Source organism: Actinomadura gamaensis (genome assembly GCF_042652125.1).
GTDB lineage: Bacteria > Actinomycetota > Actinomycetes > Streptosporangiales > Streptosporangiaceae > Spirillospora > Spirillospora gamaensis.
The window spans coordinates 290,771-305,581 of sequence record NZ_JBHSIT010000007.1 but is presented as its reverse complement, the minus strand read 5'-3'; the positions used below and the strand labels follow the sequence as shown (position 1 = coordinate 305,581).

Sequence of the window (14,811 nt, the reverse complement as noted above, 5' to 3'; positions counted from 1 at the left end):
TCTACGGAGACGTGGACCTGAACCTGATCGACGGCTCGGCCATCTGGGCCCAGGGCATGGTGCAGACGCTCGCGCGCGCGGGCTGCGACGTCACGCTCGTCCTGAAGGCGCCGATCCGGACCGGACGGCTCGTGGACCCGCTGCGCGAGCTGCCGAACGTGACCGTCCTCTCCCCGCACGAGGACGGGCTGACCGCGAGCGAGGGCCCGATGCGCCCGCACGAGGCCGCCGCGGCCATCGCGCGGATCGACGCGGAACGGCCGTTCGACCTGGCCGTCGTGCGCGGGCGCGCGCTCGCGGGCCAGCTCGCCGCCGGTCCGCTGAAGGGCCGCCTCTGGACGTACCTGACCGACGTCCCGCAGTCGGCGGCCGAGTTCGACGGGAAGTCCAAGGGGGATCTGCGGCGCATCGCCGACGCGTCCCGCGTGCTGCTCTGCCAGACCGAGGAGCTGCGCTGCTTCCTGGAGGCGGCGGTCCCGGCGACGGCGGGCAAGAGCGTGCTCTTCCCACCCGTGGTCGTCCTGCCGGACGGTCTCGAACCGCGCGCGTCAGGCGCGCCGAACGGGAAGCTCCGGCTCGTCTACACGGGCAAGTTCGCTCCGCGCTGGAACACGCTGGAGATGACGCGCTTGCCGCGCCTCCTGCGCGCGCGTGGTGTGGAAGCCGAACTCCACATGGTCGGCGACAAGATCCATCAGGAAGCGGGATTCGCCGCGCCGATGAAGGAAGCGCTGGAAAAGGGCGACGGGGTCGTCTGGCACGGCGGGCACCCGCGTGCGGAGGCCATGCGCATCACGGCCAGTGGCGACGTCGCCCTGTCGTGGCGCGACCTCACCATGGACACCAGCCTCGAACTGTCCACCAAGGTGCTGGAGAGCGGCGCGCTGGGCGTCCCGGTCGTGCTGAACCGCAACCCCATGCACGAGCGGCTGTTCGGCGAGGACTACCCGCTGTTCGCCTCGTCAGAGAGCGACGTCGTGGACGCGCTCACGCTCATCGGCAAGAACCCGGAGCTGTACGAGCTGGCCGCCGAACGCTGCCGTCGCGCCGCGGCCGACTACAGCTTGGACGCGGCCGTCCGCCGTATGCGCGGCTACCTGGAGACGACGTTCCCCAAGCCGCGCCAGGACGGCAAGCTGAAAGTCGTCGTCGCCGGGCACGACCTGAAGTTCTTCACCAAGCTGCTCGACCACCTCCGCGACCGGCCGGACATGGAGATCCGCGTCGACAAGTGGCCCGCGCTGAAGACGCACGACCCGGAACGCAGTCTCGAACTCGTCCAGTGGGCGGACGTCGTCATCTGCGAATGGTTCGGCCCGAACGCCCTCTGGTACGCGCGCAACAAGCAGCCCGGACAGCAGCTCGTCGTCCGCCTGCACCGGTTCGAGCTGTACTCGGGCTGGCCGCTGAAGGCCGACATCGACCTCGTGGACAAGGTGATCTGCGTCAGCCCGCACTACGCCTCGCTGACGCTCCAGATGACCGGCTGGCCCGCCGACAAGGTCGTGGTCATCCCGAACTGGGTGGACGACGAGCAGTTCGACCGCGTGAAGCTGCCCGGCGCGCAGCACCACCTCGGCATCATCGGGATCGCGCCGTCGCGCAAGCGGTTCGACCTCGCGCTGGACGTCCTGGAGGAGCTGCGCCGCGACGACCCGCGCTACACGCTCTTCGTGAAGTCCAAGCTCCCCTGGGAGTACTGGTGGATCTGGGAGCGTCCCGAGGAGCGCGAGCACTACGAGGAGGTGTTCCGGCGCGTCCGGCGCTCGAAGGCCCTCGCGGACGGCGTCGTGTTCGACGCGTACGGACGGGACGTGCCCGCCTGGCTGCGGCGCATCGGCTTCGTGCTCTCGACCAGCGACGACGAGAGCTTCCACCTCGCGCCCGCCGAGGGCATGGCGTCCGGCGCGATCCCCGCCCTGCTGCCCTGGCCGGGAGCGGACACCGTCTACGACGAGCACTGGATCCACCGGAACCCGCGGGAGATGGCCGCCGCGATCGCCGCGACCGTGTCCGAGGGGCGCTGGGAGGACGAGCGGCAGGCAGCGCGCGAGCAGGTCCGGGCGTCCTACGGGCTGCGGGTCGTCGAGGACGCCTGGGTCGACCTCGTTTTCGGCATACGTTCAGGAAACGTGGAACTTTCGTCCGCGCGTGTTCGTCATGCCGGGCGGGAAGGCTGATCGCTGGTCGGGCGGCGCAGTCGGGCCGCGACCGTGACGGGTGACGGGTGACGGGGACGGAGCGACGCGTGGTGTCCAGGGCCGGGAGAGGACCCGGTGCTCGGCTGCTCGCGTTCGGGCGCGGTCCGGGCGTCCGGCTGCGCGCGTCCGGTGAAGGCCCGGGCGTCCGGCTGAGCGCGGTCGGCCGCGCGCACGGGGTCTTCGCGGTCGCGCTGCTGCTCGGCGCGGCGCTGCGCGCCGTCGCGGTGCTCGGCTACCCGACCGTGTTCTGGTTCGGCGACTCCGGCACGTACCTGAAGAGCGCGCTGCACTTCACCCCGTCGCCGCTGCGGCCGTCGGGCTACTCGCTGATGCTCTGGTTCCTGCACCCGTTCCACGACTTCCGCCTGGTCGTGGTCGTGCAGCATCTGCTCGGGCTGGCCACGGCCGTGCTGCTGTACGCCGTCACCTGGCGCTGGACGCGCGGCCAGTGGCCCGGACGCCGGTGGGCCGCCGGGCTGCTCGGCACGGCCGTCGCCGCGCCCGTCCTGTTCGACGGGTACCAGATCCAGCTCGAGCACATGCTCATGTCGGACGTCCTGTTCGAGTTCTTCGCGGTCGCCGCCATCGCGACGCTGCTGTGGCGGCGCCGCGTCACCTGGCGGCTCGGCGCGCTCGCGGGCGTCCTGCTCGCCGCCGCCGCGCTCACCCGCACCGTCGGCCTCCCGCTCCTGGTGATCGCCGTGCTCCAGCTCGCCGTCCGCGCCCTGGTCGACAAGCGGGTCGAGGCGCAGGCCGGCGGTCGGATCGAGGCGCAGACCGATGAGCGGGTCGAGGCGCAGGCCGACGAGGGAGACGACGCGCAGGCCGACGACGGAGGTGGAAGGCGGCCGGACGAGGGGGGCGGCGAGCGGGCGGACGAGCCGGCCGTCCGTCCGGGCGGTGGAGGCCGCCGAGGGGCGCGGTGGCGGCCGCTGGCGGCGATGGTCGCGGTCTTCGCGGTCGTCGTGTGCGGGTACGCGAGCTGGTACGAGGAGGCGCACGGGCGGTTCGAGCTGTCCGCGACCAACGGCTTCTTCCTCTACGGGCGGACGGCCGCCTTCGCCGACTGCGCGAAGATCGAGCCGCCGCCGGAGCTGGCCGGCCTGTGCCACGACTGGAAGCACGACATGCCCGGCGTGGCCCCCGGCTACGCCGCCCTCTGGGGGCCGCGCTCGCCGTTCCGCGCCATGCCCGACGGCGTCGCCGACGAGGAGGGCAACCGCCGGGCGGACCGGTTCGCGCGGGCGGCGATCCTCGCCCAGCCCGGCGACTACCTGGACCGCGCCCTGCGCGACACCGCGCGCTCGTTCTCCTGGGGACGCTCCGACTACCCGACGTCCTGGACGGTCGGCGAGTACCGCTTCCCGTCCCGGCACTGGCAGCCGAGGTCGGCGGTGAAACCGGCCCGCGCCTACGGGCACGGGACGGCCGCACCGCGCATCGTCGAGCCGTTCGCGGGATGGATGCGTTCGTACCAGAAGGTCGTGTTCCTTCCCGGGACGCTCCTGGGCGTCCTGCTGCTGGTCGGGCTCGCGGGCGCCGTCCGGCACGCGCGGAACGGGGGAGGAGCCGCCCTGCTGCCCTGGCTGAGCGCGTTCGCCCTGCTCACCGTCCCTCCGTTCACCGCCGACTTCGACTACCGCTACCTGCTCCCCGTCGTGCCCTTCGCGGCCCTCGCCGCCGCCCTCGGCGTGATCTCCGAACCGGTTTCGAGCACTTCTCGCGATCTGTGATACTTCGGAGTCCGGACCGGCGATCGAAAGGGCGAGGATGGCTGCGGAGACCGGCGGGGGAGACGGGCCCCACGCGGAGATCGGGCAGGTCTGGCCGCGCGACGGCCACATCCGCATCCTCGGCACGGTCGTCAGCGGCGGAGCGCCCGACGAGGCCCCCGTCGACGAGCCGTGGACGCTGCGGCTCACCTCCCGCGAGCGCCGCAAGGCCCCCGCCCCCGGCGTCGCCGACCGGATCGTGAACCGGCTGAAGCGCAGCGTGACCCGCTCCGCCGAGCGCACGCCGTCCCGGCTGTACTTCCCCGTCGTCACCGACGGCCCGCACTTCGAGGCGGTCGTGCCCGTCCGCGACCTGGCCGTCCGGGACGCGCTGCCCCGCGAGCACTGGGACCTGCACCTGGTCTCGGCGCGCGGCGGGCGCCGGCTGGTGCTCCGGGTCGGCCGGCACCACGACGACATGCCGGGCAAGAAGAAGATCGTGAAGTTCCCGGAGCAGACCGAGGCCGGCGTCGACGTCCTGCCGTACTACACCGACGGCGACCACCTGTCCGTCCGCTGCGCGCGGCGCGACTCCGCGAACAGGGCCGAGGCATGAAGCTCACCTACCTGATCTACAACGCGTTCGGCGTCGGCGGCACCGTCCGCACGGTGTTCAACCAGGCCAACACGATGGTCGAGCGGGGCCACGAGGTCGAGATCGCGACCATGCTCCGCTACCACGAGGAGCCGCCGTTCCCGCTGGACGACCGGGTCCGCATCACCGCGCTGGTCGACAACCGGTCCGGCTCGTACGTGGACTGGGACCGGTACGAGGGCGAGGAGGACACCTCCTGGCACGACCGGTTCCCGGCGGGCGTCTCCGAGAACGCCGACAAGCGCCGCCGCATCAACGCGATGATCCGCTTCCTGCGCGGGCTGGAGGGCAGGATCGTGGTCGGCACCCGGCCCACGATCAACCTGGTCGTCGCCGAGTTCGCCGACCCGTCGCTGGTCCGGGTCGTCCAGGAGCACGCGGGCCTGTCCACGCACAAGGGCGAGTGGCGCGCGGCGATCGACGCCGCCTACACCGGCATGGACGCGATCGTCTGCCTCACCGAGGAGGACCGCGCCGCCTACGCCGAGGCGTTCCCGGACGTCCGCGTCGAGCGCATCCCGAACGCCCTGCACTCCCTGGACGTCCCGCGCACCGACTTCTCGCGGCACCAGGTCGTCAGCGCCGGGCGGCTCGACGGCAACAAGGGCTTCGACATGCTGATCCAGGCGTTCGGCAAGGTCGTCGAGACCCATCCCGACTGGACGCTCCGCATCCACGGCGGCGGCCCGAGCGAGGGCGCGCTCCGCAAGCTGATCCTGTCCGAGCACCTCTACAACCACGTCTTCCTGATGGGCCCGACGAACCGCCTGGACGACGAGCTGGCCAAGGGCTCGATCTTCGCGATGAGCTCCAAGTCCGAGGGCTTCGGCATGGTCCTGCTGGAGGCCATGAACTGCGGCCTGCCCGTGGTCAGCTTCAACTGCCCGGTCGGCCCGCGCGAGCTGATCACCGACGGCGTGGACGGGCTGCTGGTGCCCGAGCGCGACGTGGACGCCCTGGCGGCGGGCATCGTCCGGCTCATCGAGCACGAGGACCTCCGCCGCGACCTCTCCCAGGCGGCCCTGAAGAAGGCCGCCGAGTACGGTCCCGAGCCGGTGACCGACTCCTGGGAGCACCTTTACGAGGCCCTGAACGCCGCCAAGTAGCCCCGTCCACGTAGCCGCGAGCCGTTCCCGGGGTTCTCGATGGGTCGGCGCGGGCCAAGTTTCGGATTGAAGGATCTTCGGGCGTGGTGTGGGCAGGGATGGAGGAGGTGCCGAAGCCGGTAGGTAGGGAGTCATGGGCGAGGTGGGTCGTTGCGCGGTTCTCGGAGTCGGGCTGGCGGTCGGGTTCGGCGGCGTCGCCGCGTGCGGGAGCGGCCCCGAGGGCGCTCACTCGCTCAGGTTCCACGACCGCGGGTCCGTGCTCAAGGACGCCTCGGTGAAGGTCGAAGGCGTCACCAGAGCGGTTCGCTACCGGCTCTATTCGGGAATTCCGTATGTCGCGGCCCCGGTGGACGCGCCGCACCAGATTCTGAGCGTCCGGGTCCCGGTGCAGATAAGCGGAAGAGCAGTGGAATCCTCCAGGGCTCCGATCCTCCTCGACAATTCGAGCAGCGGGAAAGTCGCGGACGATCAGGACGCGGCGGCGCTCGCTTCGGGATTCGTGGTCGTGGCCTCGGCGGTGCGGGCCGGCGAGGGGAACGGCATCGTCGATCTCAAGGCCGCCGTCCGGTACGTCCGGCACAACAAGGGAAGGCTGCCGGGCAACGTCGACCGCATCATCGCGACGGGGAACGGTGCCGGCGGCGGGCTCGCGGCCCTGCTCGGGGCGTCCGGCGGGCGCGGGCAGTACGACGACGCGCTGGACCGCCTCGGGGCGGCCGACGCGTCCGACCGCGTTTACGCGGTGGCCGCTTCCGGACCGGTGACGAACCTCGGCGGTCCGGATCTGAAATATGACCGGAGCTGGCTGATGGCGAACTATCTCCAGCCCTCCGGCGCGCGATATCTGAAAGGGCTGTCCGAAGAACAGCGGGCGCTCTACCTGAAACGCAATCCGTGGATCGGCTGGATGGGCGGCCGGATCTCCTTCACCTTTCCCGACTTCCTGAAGCACGTCGGGACCACGGACGTCAAGGCGGCGGCGGACGTGCAACGGCGTCCCGTGCTGCGCAACGCCATGGACTTCGTACGGCAGCGGAACCCGGCCAGGGCGCGGCACTGGTGGCTGCGCGCCGGGACGGCCGACGGCGACGTGCCGCTCACGGTCGTCGGGAACCTCGCGTCCGGGCTGGAGAGCCTCGGCGACGACGTGCGCGCCACCGTCGACTGGGACGGTACGGGCCGCGACGCCGGGTCGCCGGCGTTCCTCGACTGGATCACCCGCACCGCCGCGCGCCGTTCCCGGTGAGCGTGTCGCGAACGCCACTATCCTTCGAGGTGGCGGCCGAATCCCCCTGCGGCGTGGGGCCGCCGCACTCCGCTGACCCCGCCTAGCACCACGGAGCCGGTTTGTCCGACGGGACCTCCCTCGATGCCGTCCGCACGTCCTGGCTGAGGAGGGCCGCACTCCCACGCGTCCGAGCGGCGAGGCCCTCCCCGAAGGCGATCGGGCGCTGTCTCGCCGCCCACGCGGTGTTCCTGGTCGTCCTGGGCGGAGCCATCGCGCTGCGCGTGGTCACGATGCTCGGCTTCCGCTCCGTGCTCTGGTTCGGCGATTCCGGGACGTACCTGGCGGGCGCGCTGGAACTGCGCCCGTCGCCGCTGCGGCCGTCCGGATACTCGCTCATGCTCGCCGCGGTCAGGCCGTTCCACGGGTTCACCGGCGTGCTCGTGATGCAGCACGCGATGGGCGTCCTCATCGGCGTCATGGTCTACGCGCTCCTGCAGCGCGCGCTGCGGCGCGGCTGGCCCCGGCTGTGGATCTGGGTGCCCGGCGTCATCGCGTCCGTGCTCGTCCTGCCGGTGCTCTACGACGCCTACCAGATCGAGCTCGAGCACATGCTCATGTCGGACGTGCCCTTCACGTTCCTGCTCGCCTGCGGCATCACGATCGCCATGTGGTGGCGCCGGACGCCGTGGTGGGCCGGCGCGCTCGCCGGGTTCGTCGTCGGCGCTTCGGCGGACGTCCGGTCGGTCGGCCTGCCCATGCTGATCGTCCTGGTGTTCTGCCTCGCCGTGCGCCGGGCGGGCTGGCGGACGGTCCTCGCGACGGCCGTCGCGGGCGTCGTCCCGCTGGCCGGCTACCTCCTGTGGTTCCACTCCTACAACGGGCAGTGGGCGTTCACCTCGACCGACAAGGTGTTCCTCTACGGCCGCGTGTCCGACTTCGCCGACTGCAACCGGATCAAGCCCGAGCAGGAGCTGGTGATCTTCTGCAACAACGACATGATCCGGGATCCGCGCGTCGCGGCGGCGTTCCAGACCATGTGGAGCTCGGACTCGCCGTTCGACGAGCTGCCCTGGAACATGTCCGACCCCAAGACGAACGCGCTCGCCGGGCGGTTCGCCATGGAGGCGATCGAGAAGCAGCCCGGCGACTACGCGAGGACCGTCTGGCGCGACACCTGGCGCGCGTTCGACTGGAAGCGCGTCGACTACCCGAACCAGGCCACCGTCGAGGAGTACGAGTTCCCCGTCGGTGGGTCGCTCCGCGCCTGGAACGCCATGGCCGCCTACGACTACGGCGGCAGGACGGCCGAGTCGCGCGTCGTCGAGCCGTACGGCGGCTTCATGCGCGACTACCAGCGGCACTACTTCATGCCCGGGACGTTCCTCGGGATCCTGCTCGGCGTCGGTCTCGCCGGCGTCGCCGTCCGGGTCCGGCGGATCGGCGGCCAGGTGCTGCTGCCGTTCGGCGTCGGGCTCGCCCTGCTGGTCGTCCCGGCCGCGACGGCCGACTTCGACTACCGCTACGTCCTGCCGTCCGTGCCGTTCGCCGCCCTCGCCGCCGGGCTGGCCTTCACCCGCGAACCGCGCGGCGGCCTCGTCCTCACCGAGCCCGTGGCGGACGCCCCGTCCGGCGAGACGGAACCCGCGGACGAGCCCGAGCCCGCCGAGAAGCCCGCCCCCGAGGAGAAGACCGAGGCCGCAGCGGACCCGGAGACGGCGGAGAAGCCGCAGACGCCGGAGACGCCGGAAGAAAGCGCCCCCGAAAAGCCCGCCGCGCCGGAGAAACCAGAGCCCGAAGAGAAGCCCGAGCCGACCAAGAAGCCCGACCCGGAAAAGAAGGCCGAGCCCGCGAAGAAGGCCGAGCCGGCCGAGGAGATCGAGCCGGAAAAGGCGGACGCCCCCGGCCGGTGAGCGGGCGGGGGCGTCCGGGGAGCGGGACGGATCAGGCGAGCGAGAGGCGCTCCAGCTCCTCCTGCGGGACCTGGGCGCGGGCCTCCTCGACGCGGCGCTCCAGCTTGCCGAGGGACTTGGTGTAGGTGCGGCTGGACAGCCAGAACTTGTAGATGATCACGAGCTCGAAGGCCATCATGCCGATGCCGGACAGCACCGTCACCGGGATGATCGCGCCGGGGATGATCGCGGCGACGATCGGGGCGACGATGAACACGCCCATCTGGAACTCGATGCCGGAGATCAGGTGCGGGCGGATCCGGCCGCGGAGCAGCGCGTCGCGGACGCGCGCGTACCAGGGGAACTTCTTGTTGAACTCGGCCTGGAGGGCGACGTTCGGGTTGTCGCCGACGACCCGGTCCTCCATGTCGGCCTCGGGGTCGTTGCCGAGCGCGCGCTCGGCCGACGACAGTTCGGCGTCCACGGACGCGGCGGGCACCTCGCCGCGCGCGGCGCGGGCGGCGGCCTCCAGCGCGGCGGCCTGCTCGCCGAGGTCGCGCAGCTTGTTGCGCATCTGCGAGCGGACCTTGTAGATCTCCAGGGCGTCCATGTAGCGGAGCATGTCCAGGAACACCACGGCGACCGCGGTCCACACGTAGGCGACGTTCCCGGTCCGCGCGTAGGCGCCGCCCATCAGGGCGATCGCGCAGGCCAGCACCCGGACGCGGTCGAAGATGTAGTCCAGCCAGGCGCCGAAGATCGAGCCGGTGCCCTTGAGCCGCGCGATCTTGCCGTCCATGCAGTCGAGCGTGAACGACAGGTGGTAGAGCAGCGCGCCGACGAGCAGCATCGGCCAGGTGCCCACGGCGAAGCAGCCGCCGGCGCCGAGCCCGAGGATCAGCGCGCCGACGGTGAGCTGGTTGGGCGTGATGTTGGTCCTGTTGGCGGTGAACTTGACCAGTCGGGAGGCGAGCGGATCGACCAGCAAGACCGTCCACCACGCGTCACGCGCTTTGTACGTCCGTTGCCGAACGTCATCGAGCGTGAAGTTCGCCATGGAGAGCCTGTCCTTTCGAGAAAAATGGATCGAGGCCGGTCCCCGTGCCTCGGAAATGACGCACCCCCGAACGACGCGACCCCGCGCCACCCGATGCTACCGGCCCGCCACCCGCCGGATTCCGCGGAGACGCCCAGTCGTCACCGGGAAGTGATCATTCGGACGTCAGGGACAGCAGGTGGTCCACCACCCGAACCGAGGCGAGTCCGTCGTCCATGGCGCAGTACTTCTGCCGGAACGCGGCGTAGGCGGCCGCGTACTCGCCGCGCGTGGAGTCGATCCCGCGCAGCGCCTGGACGACCTCGTCCGGCTCCCGCAGCAGCGGGCCGGGCGCCTCGGCGGTGAGGTCGAAGTAGGTGCCGCGCAGCTCGTCCTGGTAGAAGTCCAGGTCCGGGACGTAGAACAGCAGCGGCTTGCCGGTCGCGGCGAAGTCGAACATGACCGACGAGTAGTCGGTGATCACGACGTCCGCGATCAGGTAGAGCTCGGAGATGTCGGGGTAGCGGGTGACGTCCACGACGGACGAGCCGATCCCGACGGTCCGGTCGGCGACCATGTGGTGCTGCCGGACGAGCACCGACCAGGAGTCGCCGAGCGCGCCCGCGACCCCGTCGGCGGGCAGCACCATCTCGGCCGTCCGGCCGCCGGTGAGCCAGATGTCCTCGCGCCAGGTCGGCACGTACAGCGCGATCGGACGGTCGTGCGGGACGCCGAGCCGGTCGCGGACGACCCGCGCCCGCTCCTCGCGGTCGGGGGCGAACAGCATGTCGTTGCGCGGATAGCCGACCTCCAGCACCTCGCCCTCGTACCGGAACGCGCGGCGCAGCATGCCGGTGACGTGCGGGCTGGGGGACAGGAGTCGGTCCCACTGCGGGACGTCCTCGGCGAACCGGCTGAGCTTGGTGGTGCCGGACGCGATCCGGCCGCTCTGCACCAGGTCGTAGCCGATGGTCTTGAACGGCGTGCCGTGCCAGGTCTGGAGGTAGGTCTGGCCGGGCCGCTTGGCGAAGCCGGACAGCTTGAGCACGTTGTCGACGATGAACCGCGCCGACGACAGCGCCTCGTAGTAGTCGCGGGAGCCGCGCAGCACGATCCGCGGGTCGCCGACGGGGACCGTGAACTGGCCGTCGGAGGTCGCCCAGACCAGCTCGAACGGCAGGTCGCGGCGGACCATCTCCTCGTAGATCGCCTGCGGGTTGTCGGAGTACTGCCGGGCGAAGTAGCTCTCGAACACGACCATGTCGCGCAGCGGGGCGGTGTTGCCCGGGCCGAAGAAGGTCTTCTGCAGCCGGCGCTGGGCGTAGCCGCCGCGCTCCTCGTCGGTCAGCGCGGTCCGGATCCACAGGTGCAGCAGGTCGCCGCGGTGGGCGCGGAGTTCGAGCTCGTGGACGCCGACGAAGCGGGGCTCGGGGAGGTTGCCGCGCGCGCCGCGGTCGATGCCGACGGTCAGGTCGCCCTGCTCGCCGGGGGCGTACAGGTCCCAGCGGCCGCTCGGGAGCGGCAGCTCGCCGCGGCGCCCGTTGAGCAGCGCGGTGAAGTTCTGGCCCTTCCAGGCGAGCGGGACCTCGTGCGCGTCGGTGGAGCGCCGCCGCCGCATGACCAGCCGGTCGGGACGGGTGCCCGCGTCGCCGGACGACCCGGTGAGCTCGATCGTCGTGCCGTCCAGCCAGCGGACGCCGGTGACGGTCAGCCGGGGCGCGCGCTCGACGAGCGTGAGGTTGCCGTACTTGGTGGCGATCACGTCGTACTCGTGGCCGGAGACGTAGGCGCGCAGGTCGACCAGGTCGGCCTCGACGGCGAGCCGCAGCTTCGGCTTGCCCCTGGTCTTGAGCGAGACGTCCCAGTCGATGCTGTCGATCGCCTCGGTGGCGTCCCCGGCTCCGGTCTGCTCGGCGAGCTTGGTCAGGTCGATGTCGGCGGCGAACTCGGTGCGCCCGCCCTCGCCGCCGCCGGTGGCCCGCAGCGGCTGCTGGACCGACGTCATGCCCTGCCGGAAGTCGATCTGGACGTGGCCCTTGGCGTAGGCGGCGTCCTCCTTGCGGACCCAGCCGGTGAGCAGCAGCCGCTGGCCGTCCACGCGGGCACTGGTGACCTTGGCCCGGACGGGCTGGATGCCGATCACCAGCTCGCGCGCCTGGGTGTACTTGGGCTTGATGAGCTGGCCCGGCGCGATCTCGCGCTGCGGCGGCCACAGGCCCGCGCCCTTCGGGCCGGAGATCCGGCCGTGCCGGGTCACGCCGTGCGCGGTGACGGTGACGTAGGCGTGCCAGGTGCCGTCGGAGGTGCCGAGGTCGGCGGGGTCGAGCTCGATCGCCCAGCCGGACCAGGAGTGGTCGGCCATGGCCTGCCGGCTGTCGGCGGTCACGTCCGGGCGGCGGACCCGCTCGACGGCCGGACGGAGCGTCTTGGACATCAGCAGCAGCCGCCGCTTGCGCAGCTCGATCTCGATCGTCGAGTCGGCCTGCTCGGGCGCGTGGAGGCGGCTGATGTAGGCGTGGCCCTCGATCCGCAGCCTGCCGTCGCGCCAGGAGAAGTCGTCGACGCCGGTCACCAGCTCCAGCTCGTCGCGCAGCTCGTACAGGCTGTCGGGGAAGCGCGGGTCGCCGAGGAAGGGGTAGTCGCCGAACCACTTGCCGGGGTGGCCGGGCCGCTGGATGGCGCTGAACCGCTCCGGCGCGCTCTTGGAGAACATGACGATCTCCTCCAGCTCGGGCATGAGCCGCTGCCGGACGGCGTGGAACTTCAGCCGGTCGATCGCGGGCAGCTCCTCGTAGAGCCGCGGCTCCACCCCGTCGAGGAACGCGTTGACCAGGTCGAGGAAGGTCGCGCGGTACTCGTCGTCGCCCTGGTCGACGACGTTGACGTAGATCCGGATGTCGTCGGACAGCGCGAACCCGTCGTACCGGTCCTTCAGGTCGGCGGCGTTCTTCGCCAGGAAGGACGACGCCGACTGCACCGACTTCATGCGGTCGCCGAGGTTGCCCGGCTCGGTGCGCCGCTGGGTGATCGAGCGCGCGCCGGTCTCGCGGATGCGCCAGTGGTAGACGGGCTCGTGCAGGACGTCCACCTTGGACGCGAGCACGTGCGCGGGGATGGTGACGGGGGCGTCCTCGTACAGGCCGGGCGGGAACGCGAACCGGTGCTTGTCCCAGAAGGCTCGGCGGAAGACCTTGTTCCAGGCCGTCCGGTCCCGTAGCAGCTCGGGGAACTCCCGGACGTGGGTGCCCTTCCGGTCCACCTCGAAGATCTTCTCGTGCATGACCGACTTCTGGAGGCCGTTCACGCCGAACCGCCGGACGCCGCCGCAGGCCAGGTCGGAGCCGGTCTCCTCCAGGGAGGCGACCATCAGCTCGTAGGCGTAGCGCGGGATGATGTCGTCGGAGTCGGCGAAGGCCAGGAACCGGCCGGTCGCCGGGGGCACGCCCGCGTTGCGGGCCGGGCCGAGGCCCTGGTTCTGCTGCTGGACGAGCCGGAACCGGCCGTCCTTCTCGGCGAAGTTCTTGGCGATGGTGGCGCTGGAGTCGGTGGAGCCGTCGTCCACCATGATCACTTCAAGGTCGCTCAGGGTCTGCCTGGCCAGCGACTCGAGGCAGGCTTCGAGGTAGGCCTCGACGTTGTAGAACGGCACGACGACGCTCAACAGCGGTGACACGGCACTCCAACGGCTGGTGTGAGAAGGCCGACTCCGAGCCCGGAGTTCGGCAATGTGCAGATTATCCGACGGGCGGTTTCCTGAAGGCCCAGTCAAGTTTCGGTTCCATGGCCCACCGGAAGCAGCGCACCACGGGCCGGGAGCACAGGAACGTCCCGACGGCGCAGGCCGCCGCCATCACGGCCAGCACGCCGGGGACGGTGTGCAGGAAGGAGGTGTCCCACCAGCCGGTGTACCCGAGGAACCGGGTGATGAAGCCGTGCAGCAGGTAGGCGTACAGGGTGGTCGCGCCGAGCCCGGTGAACCAGGTCCGCCGCCGCGGGACGAGCGTGAGGAACGCGGCGATCAGGGTGAGCGCGCAGACCATCATCACCAGCCGCATGCCGGATCCGGTGATGTTGTCCACGCCGAAGTCGCTGTGCGGGTTCTTCCAGTAGACCCAGTCGATGTCCATGCGGTCCTTGGCGAACCACGCCGCGCCGACCGCCCCCATCAGCACCGCCGCGCCGACCGGCCGCGCGACGGGCTTCTTCAGCAGCTCGAAGTGCTCCGGCTTCAGCGTCAGGCCGAGCACGTAGAACGGCAGCAGCCCGATCACCCGGTGCAGGTCGAGGGTGCTGCCGAGGTCGGTCATGTAGGACAGCAGCGAGAACGCGACGGCGACGGCGACCGGCCAGCGGATCATCTGCCAGACCGGCGTGGACAGCCGCCAGAGGAACAGCGCGCACAGGAACCACGTCAGGAAGTAGGGGTCGAGCAGGCTGATCTCCAGCCTGTTGCGGCCGACGGCCCAGTCGAAGACGGTGTAGCCGGTCTGGAACACCACGTAGGGCACGCCCACGGCGGTGATCAGCTTGCGGGTGCGGTTGGCGGAGAACGTCCAGTTCCGCGAGAAGTAGCCGGTGATCACGATGAACAGCGGCATGTGGAACATGTAGATGGCCAGGTACAGCGTCTTGGCCAGCGGGACGTTGCTCAGCTGGGCGAGGCAGTGCCCCATCACCACGAGCAGGATCGCCATGAACTTGGCGTTGTCGAAGAACGGGTCGCGCTGCTTGCGCGGCCTGCCGCTCGGCGTGTTCGGAGCGTCGCCCTGCGTGGTCGGCGGCGGGGCCGGTGCCTCTCCCGGGGGACCCGCCTGGAGCGGGAACCGCTCGGTGCTCGGGAACGCGGGAGGGGTGCCGGTGTACGTCATGAGGTCCTAGGCGGGGGTGGGGACTTCGTTCCGGGAGGGCCGTCTCCCCGGGGCCGGGTGCTGGTCGCGGGGCCGGTTCCGGGGCTGTTTCGGGAGCTGGTCGCTTCGCCGGCTCG

General features: G+C 71.1%; 9 protein-coding genes. 6 read left to right on the top strand and 3 right to left on the bottom strand.

Annotation, left to right across the window (positions count from 1 at the left end; translation table 11 throughout):
* The first annotated feature begins 56 nt into the window (after nt 1-56).
* From ACFPCY_RS24525 to ACFPCY_RS24500, 6 genes are all read left to right on the top strand, one after another.
* Nucleotides 57-2,180 (top strand): glycosyltransferase, encoded by a 2,124-nt coding sequence (locus ACFPCY_RS24525; RefSeq protein ID WP_378259363.1) that lies wholly within the window; start codon nt 57-59, stop codon nt 2,178-2,180.
* A gap of 68 nt (nt 2,181-2,248) precedes the next feature.
* Complete coding sequence (locus ACFPCY_RS24520; RefSeq protein ID WP_378258902.1) at nt 2,249-3,934, top strand: hypothetical protein; 1,686 nt, start codon at nt 2,249-2,251, stop codon at nt 3,932-3,934.
* Between the two features lie 37 nt (nt 3,935-3,971).
* Entirely contained in the window at nt 3,972-4,529 is a 558-nt protein-coding gene (locus tag ACFPCY_RS24515; protein ID WP_378258901.1) for a hypothetical protein, read from the top strand.
* Nucleotides 4,526-5,674 (top strand): glycosyltransferase family 4 protein, encoded by a 1,149-nt coding sequence (locus ACFPCY_RS24510; RefSeq protein ID WP_378258899.1) that lies wholly within the window; start codon nt 4,526-4,528, stop codon nt 5,672-5,674. The genes ACFPCY_RS24515 and ACFPCY_RS24510 overlap by 4 nt, the downstream gene beginning before the upstream one ends.
* Nucleotides 5,675-5,807: 133 nt before the next feature.
* A complete protein-coding gene (locus tag ACFPCY_RS24505; RefSeq protein WP_378258897.1) occupies nt 5,808-6,920 on the top strand; it encodes a hypothetical protein in 1,113 nt (370 codons plus the stop codon).
* Between the two features lie 101 nt (nt 6,921-7,021).
* The gene (locus ACFPCY_RS24500; protein WP_378258895.1) at nt 7,022-8,812 is read left to right on the top strand and encodes a hypothetical protein; all 1,791 of its coding nucleotides are present in this window, start codon (nt 7,022-7,024) and stop codon (nt 8,810-8,812) included.
* 31 nt (nt 8,813-8,843) lie between these two features.
* On the opposite strand, the gene ACFPCY_RS24495 is transcribed toward ACFPCY_RS24500, so the two are convergent.
* The 3 genes from ACFPCY_RS24495 to ACFPCY_RS24485 form a co-directional block, all read right to left on the bottom strand.
* Complete coding sequence (locus ACFPCY_RS24495; RefSeq protein ID WP_417281567.1) at nt 8,844-9,848, bottom strand: CDP-alcohol phosphatidyltransferase family protein; 1,005 nt, start codon at nt 9,846-9,848, stop codon at nt 8,844-8,846.
* 154 nt (nt 9,849-10,002) lie between these two features.
* Nucleotides 10,003-13,500 (bottom strand): CDP-glycerol glycerophosphotransferase family protein, encoded by a 3,498-nt coding sequence (locus ACFPCY_RS24490; protein ID WP_378258892.1) that lies wholly within the window; start codon nt 13,498-13,500, stop codon nt 10,003-10,005.
* A 61-nt stretch (nt 13,501-13,561) separates the two neighbouring features.
* Nucleotides 13,562-14,695: an acyltransferase family protein gene (locus ACFPCY_RS24485; RefSeq protein WP_378258890.1), complete on the bottom strand. Its 1,134-nt coding sequence runs from the start codon at nt 14,693-14,695 to the stop codon at nt 13,562-13,564.
* Between the last annotated feature and the right edge of the window lie 116 nt (nt 14,696-14,811).

What these genes read in the sequence shown, in the direction of transcription:
- ACFPCY_RS24525 (WP_378259363.1), top strand. Translation starts at nt 57, where the DNA reads ATGGTGCAGACGCTCGCGCGCGCGGGCTGCGACGTCACGCTCGTCCTG.
- ACFPCY_RS24495 (WP_417281567.1), bottom strand. Translation starts at nt 9,848, where the DNA reads ATGGCGAACTTCACGCTCGATGACGTTCGGCAACGGACGTACAAAGCG.
- ACFPCY_RS24515 (WP_378258901.1), top strand. Translation starts at nt 3,972, where the DNA reads ATGGCTGCGGAGACCGGCGGGGGAGACGGGCCCCACGCGGAGATCGGG.
- ACFPCY_RS24505 (WP_378258897.1), top strand. Translation starts at nt 5,808, where the DNA reads ATGGGCGAGGTGGGTCGTTGCGCGGTTCTCGGAGTCGGGCTGGCGGTC.
- ACFPCY_RS24510 (WP_378258899.1), top strand. Translation starts at nt 4,526, where the DNA reads ATGAAGCTCACCTACCTGATCTACAACGCGTTCGGCGTCGGCGGCACC.
- ACFPCY_RS24485 (WP_378258890.1), bottom strand. Translation starts at nt 14,695, where the DNA reads ATGACGTACACCGGCACCCCTCCCGCGTTCCCGAGCACCGAGCGGTTC.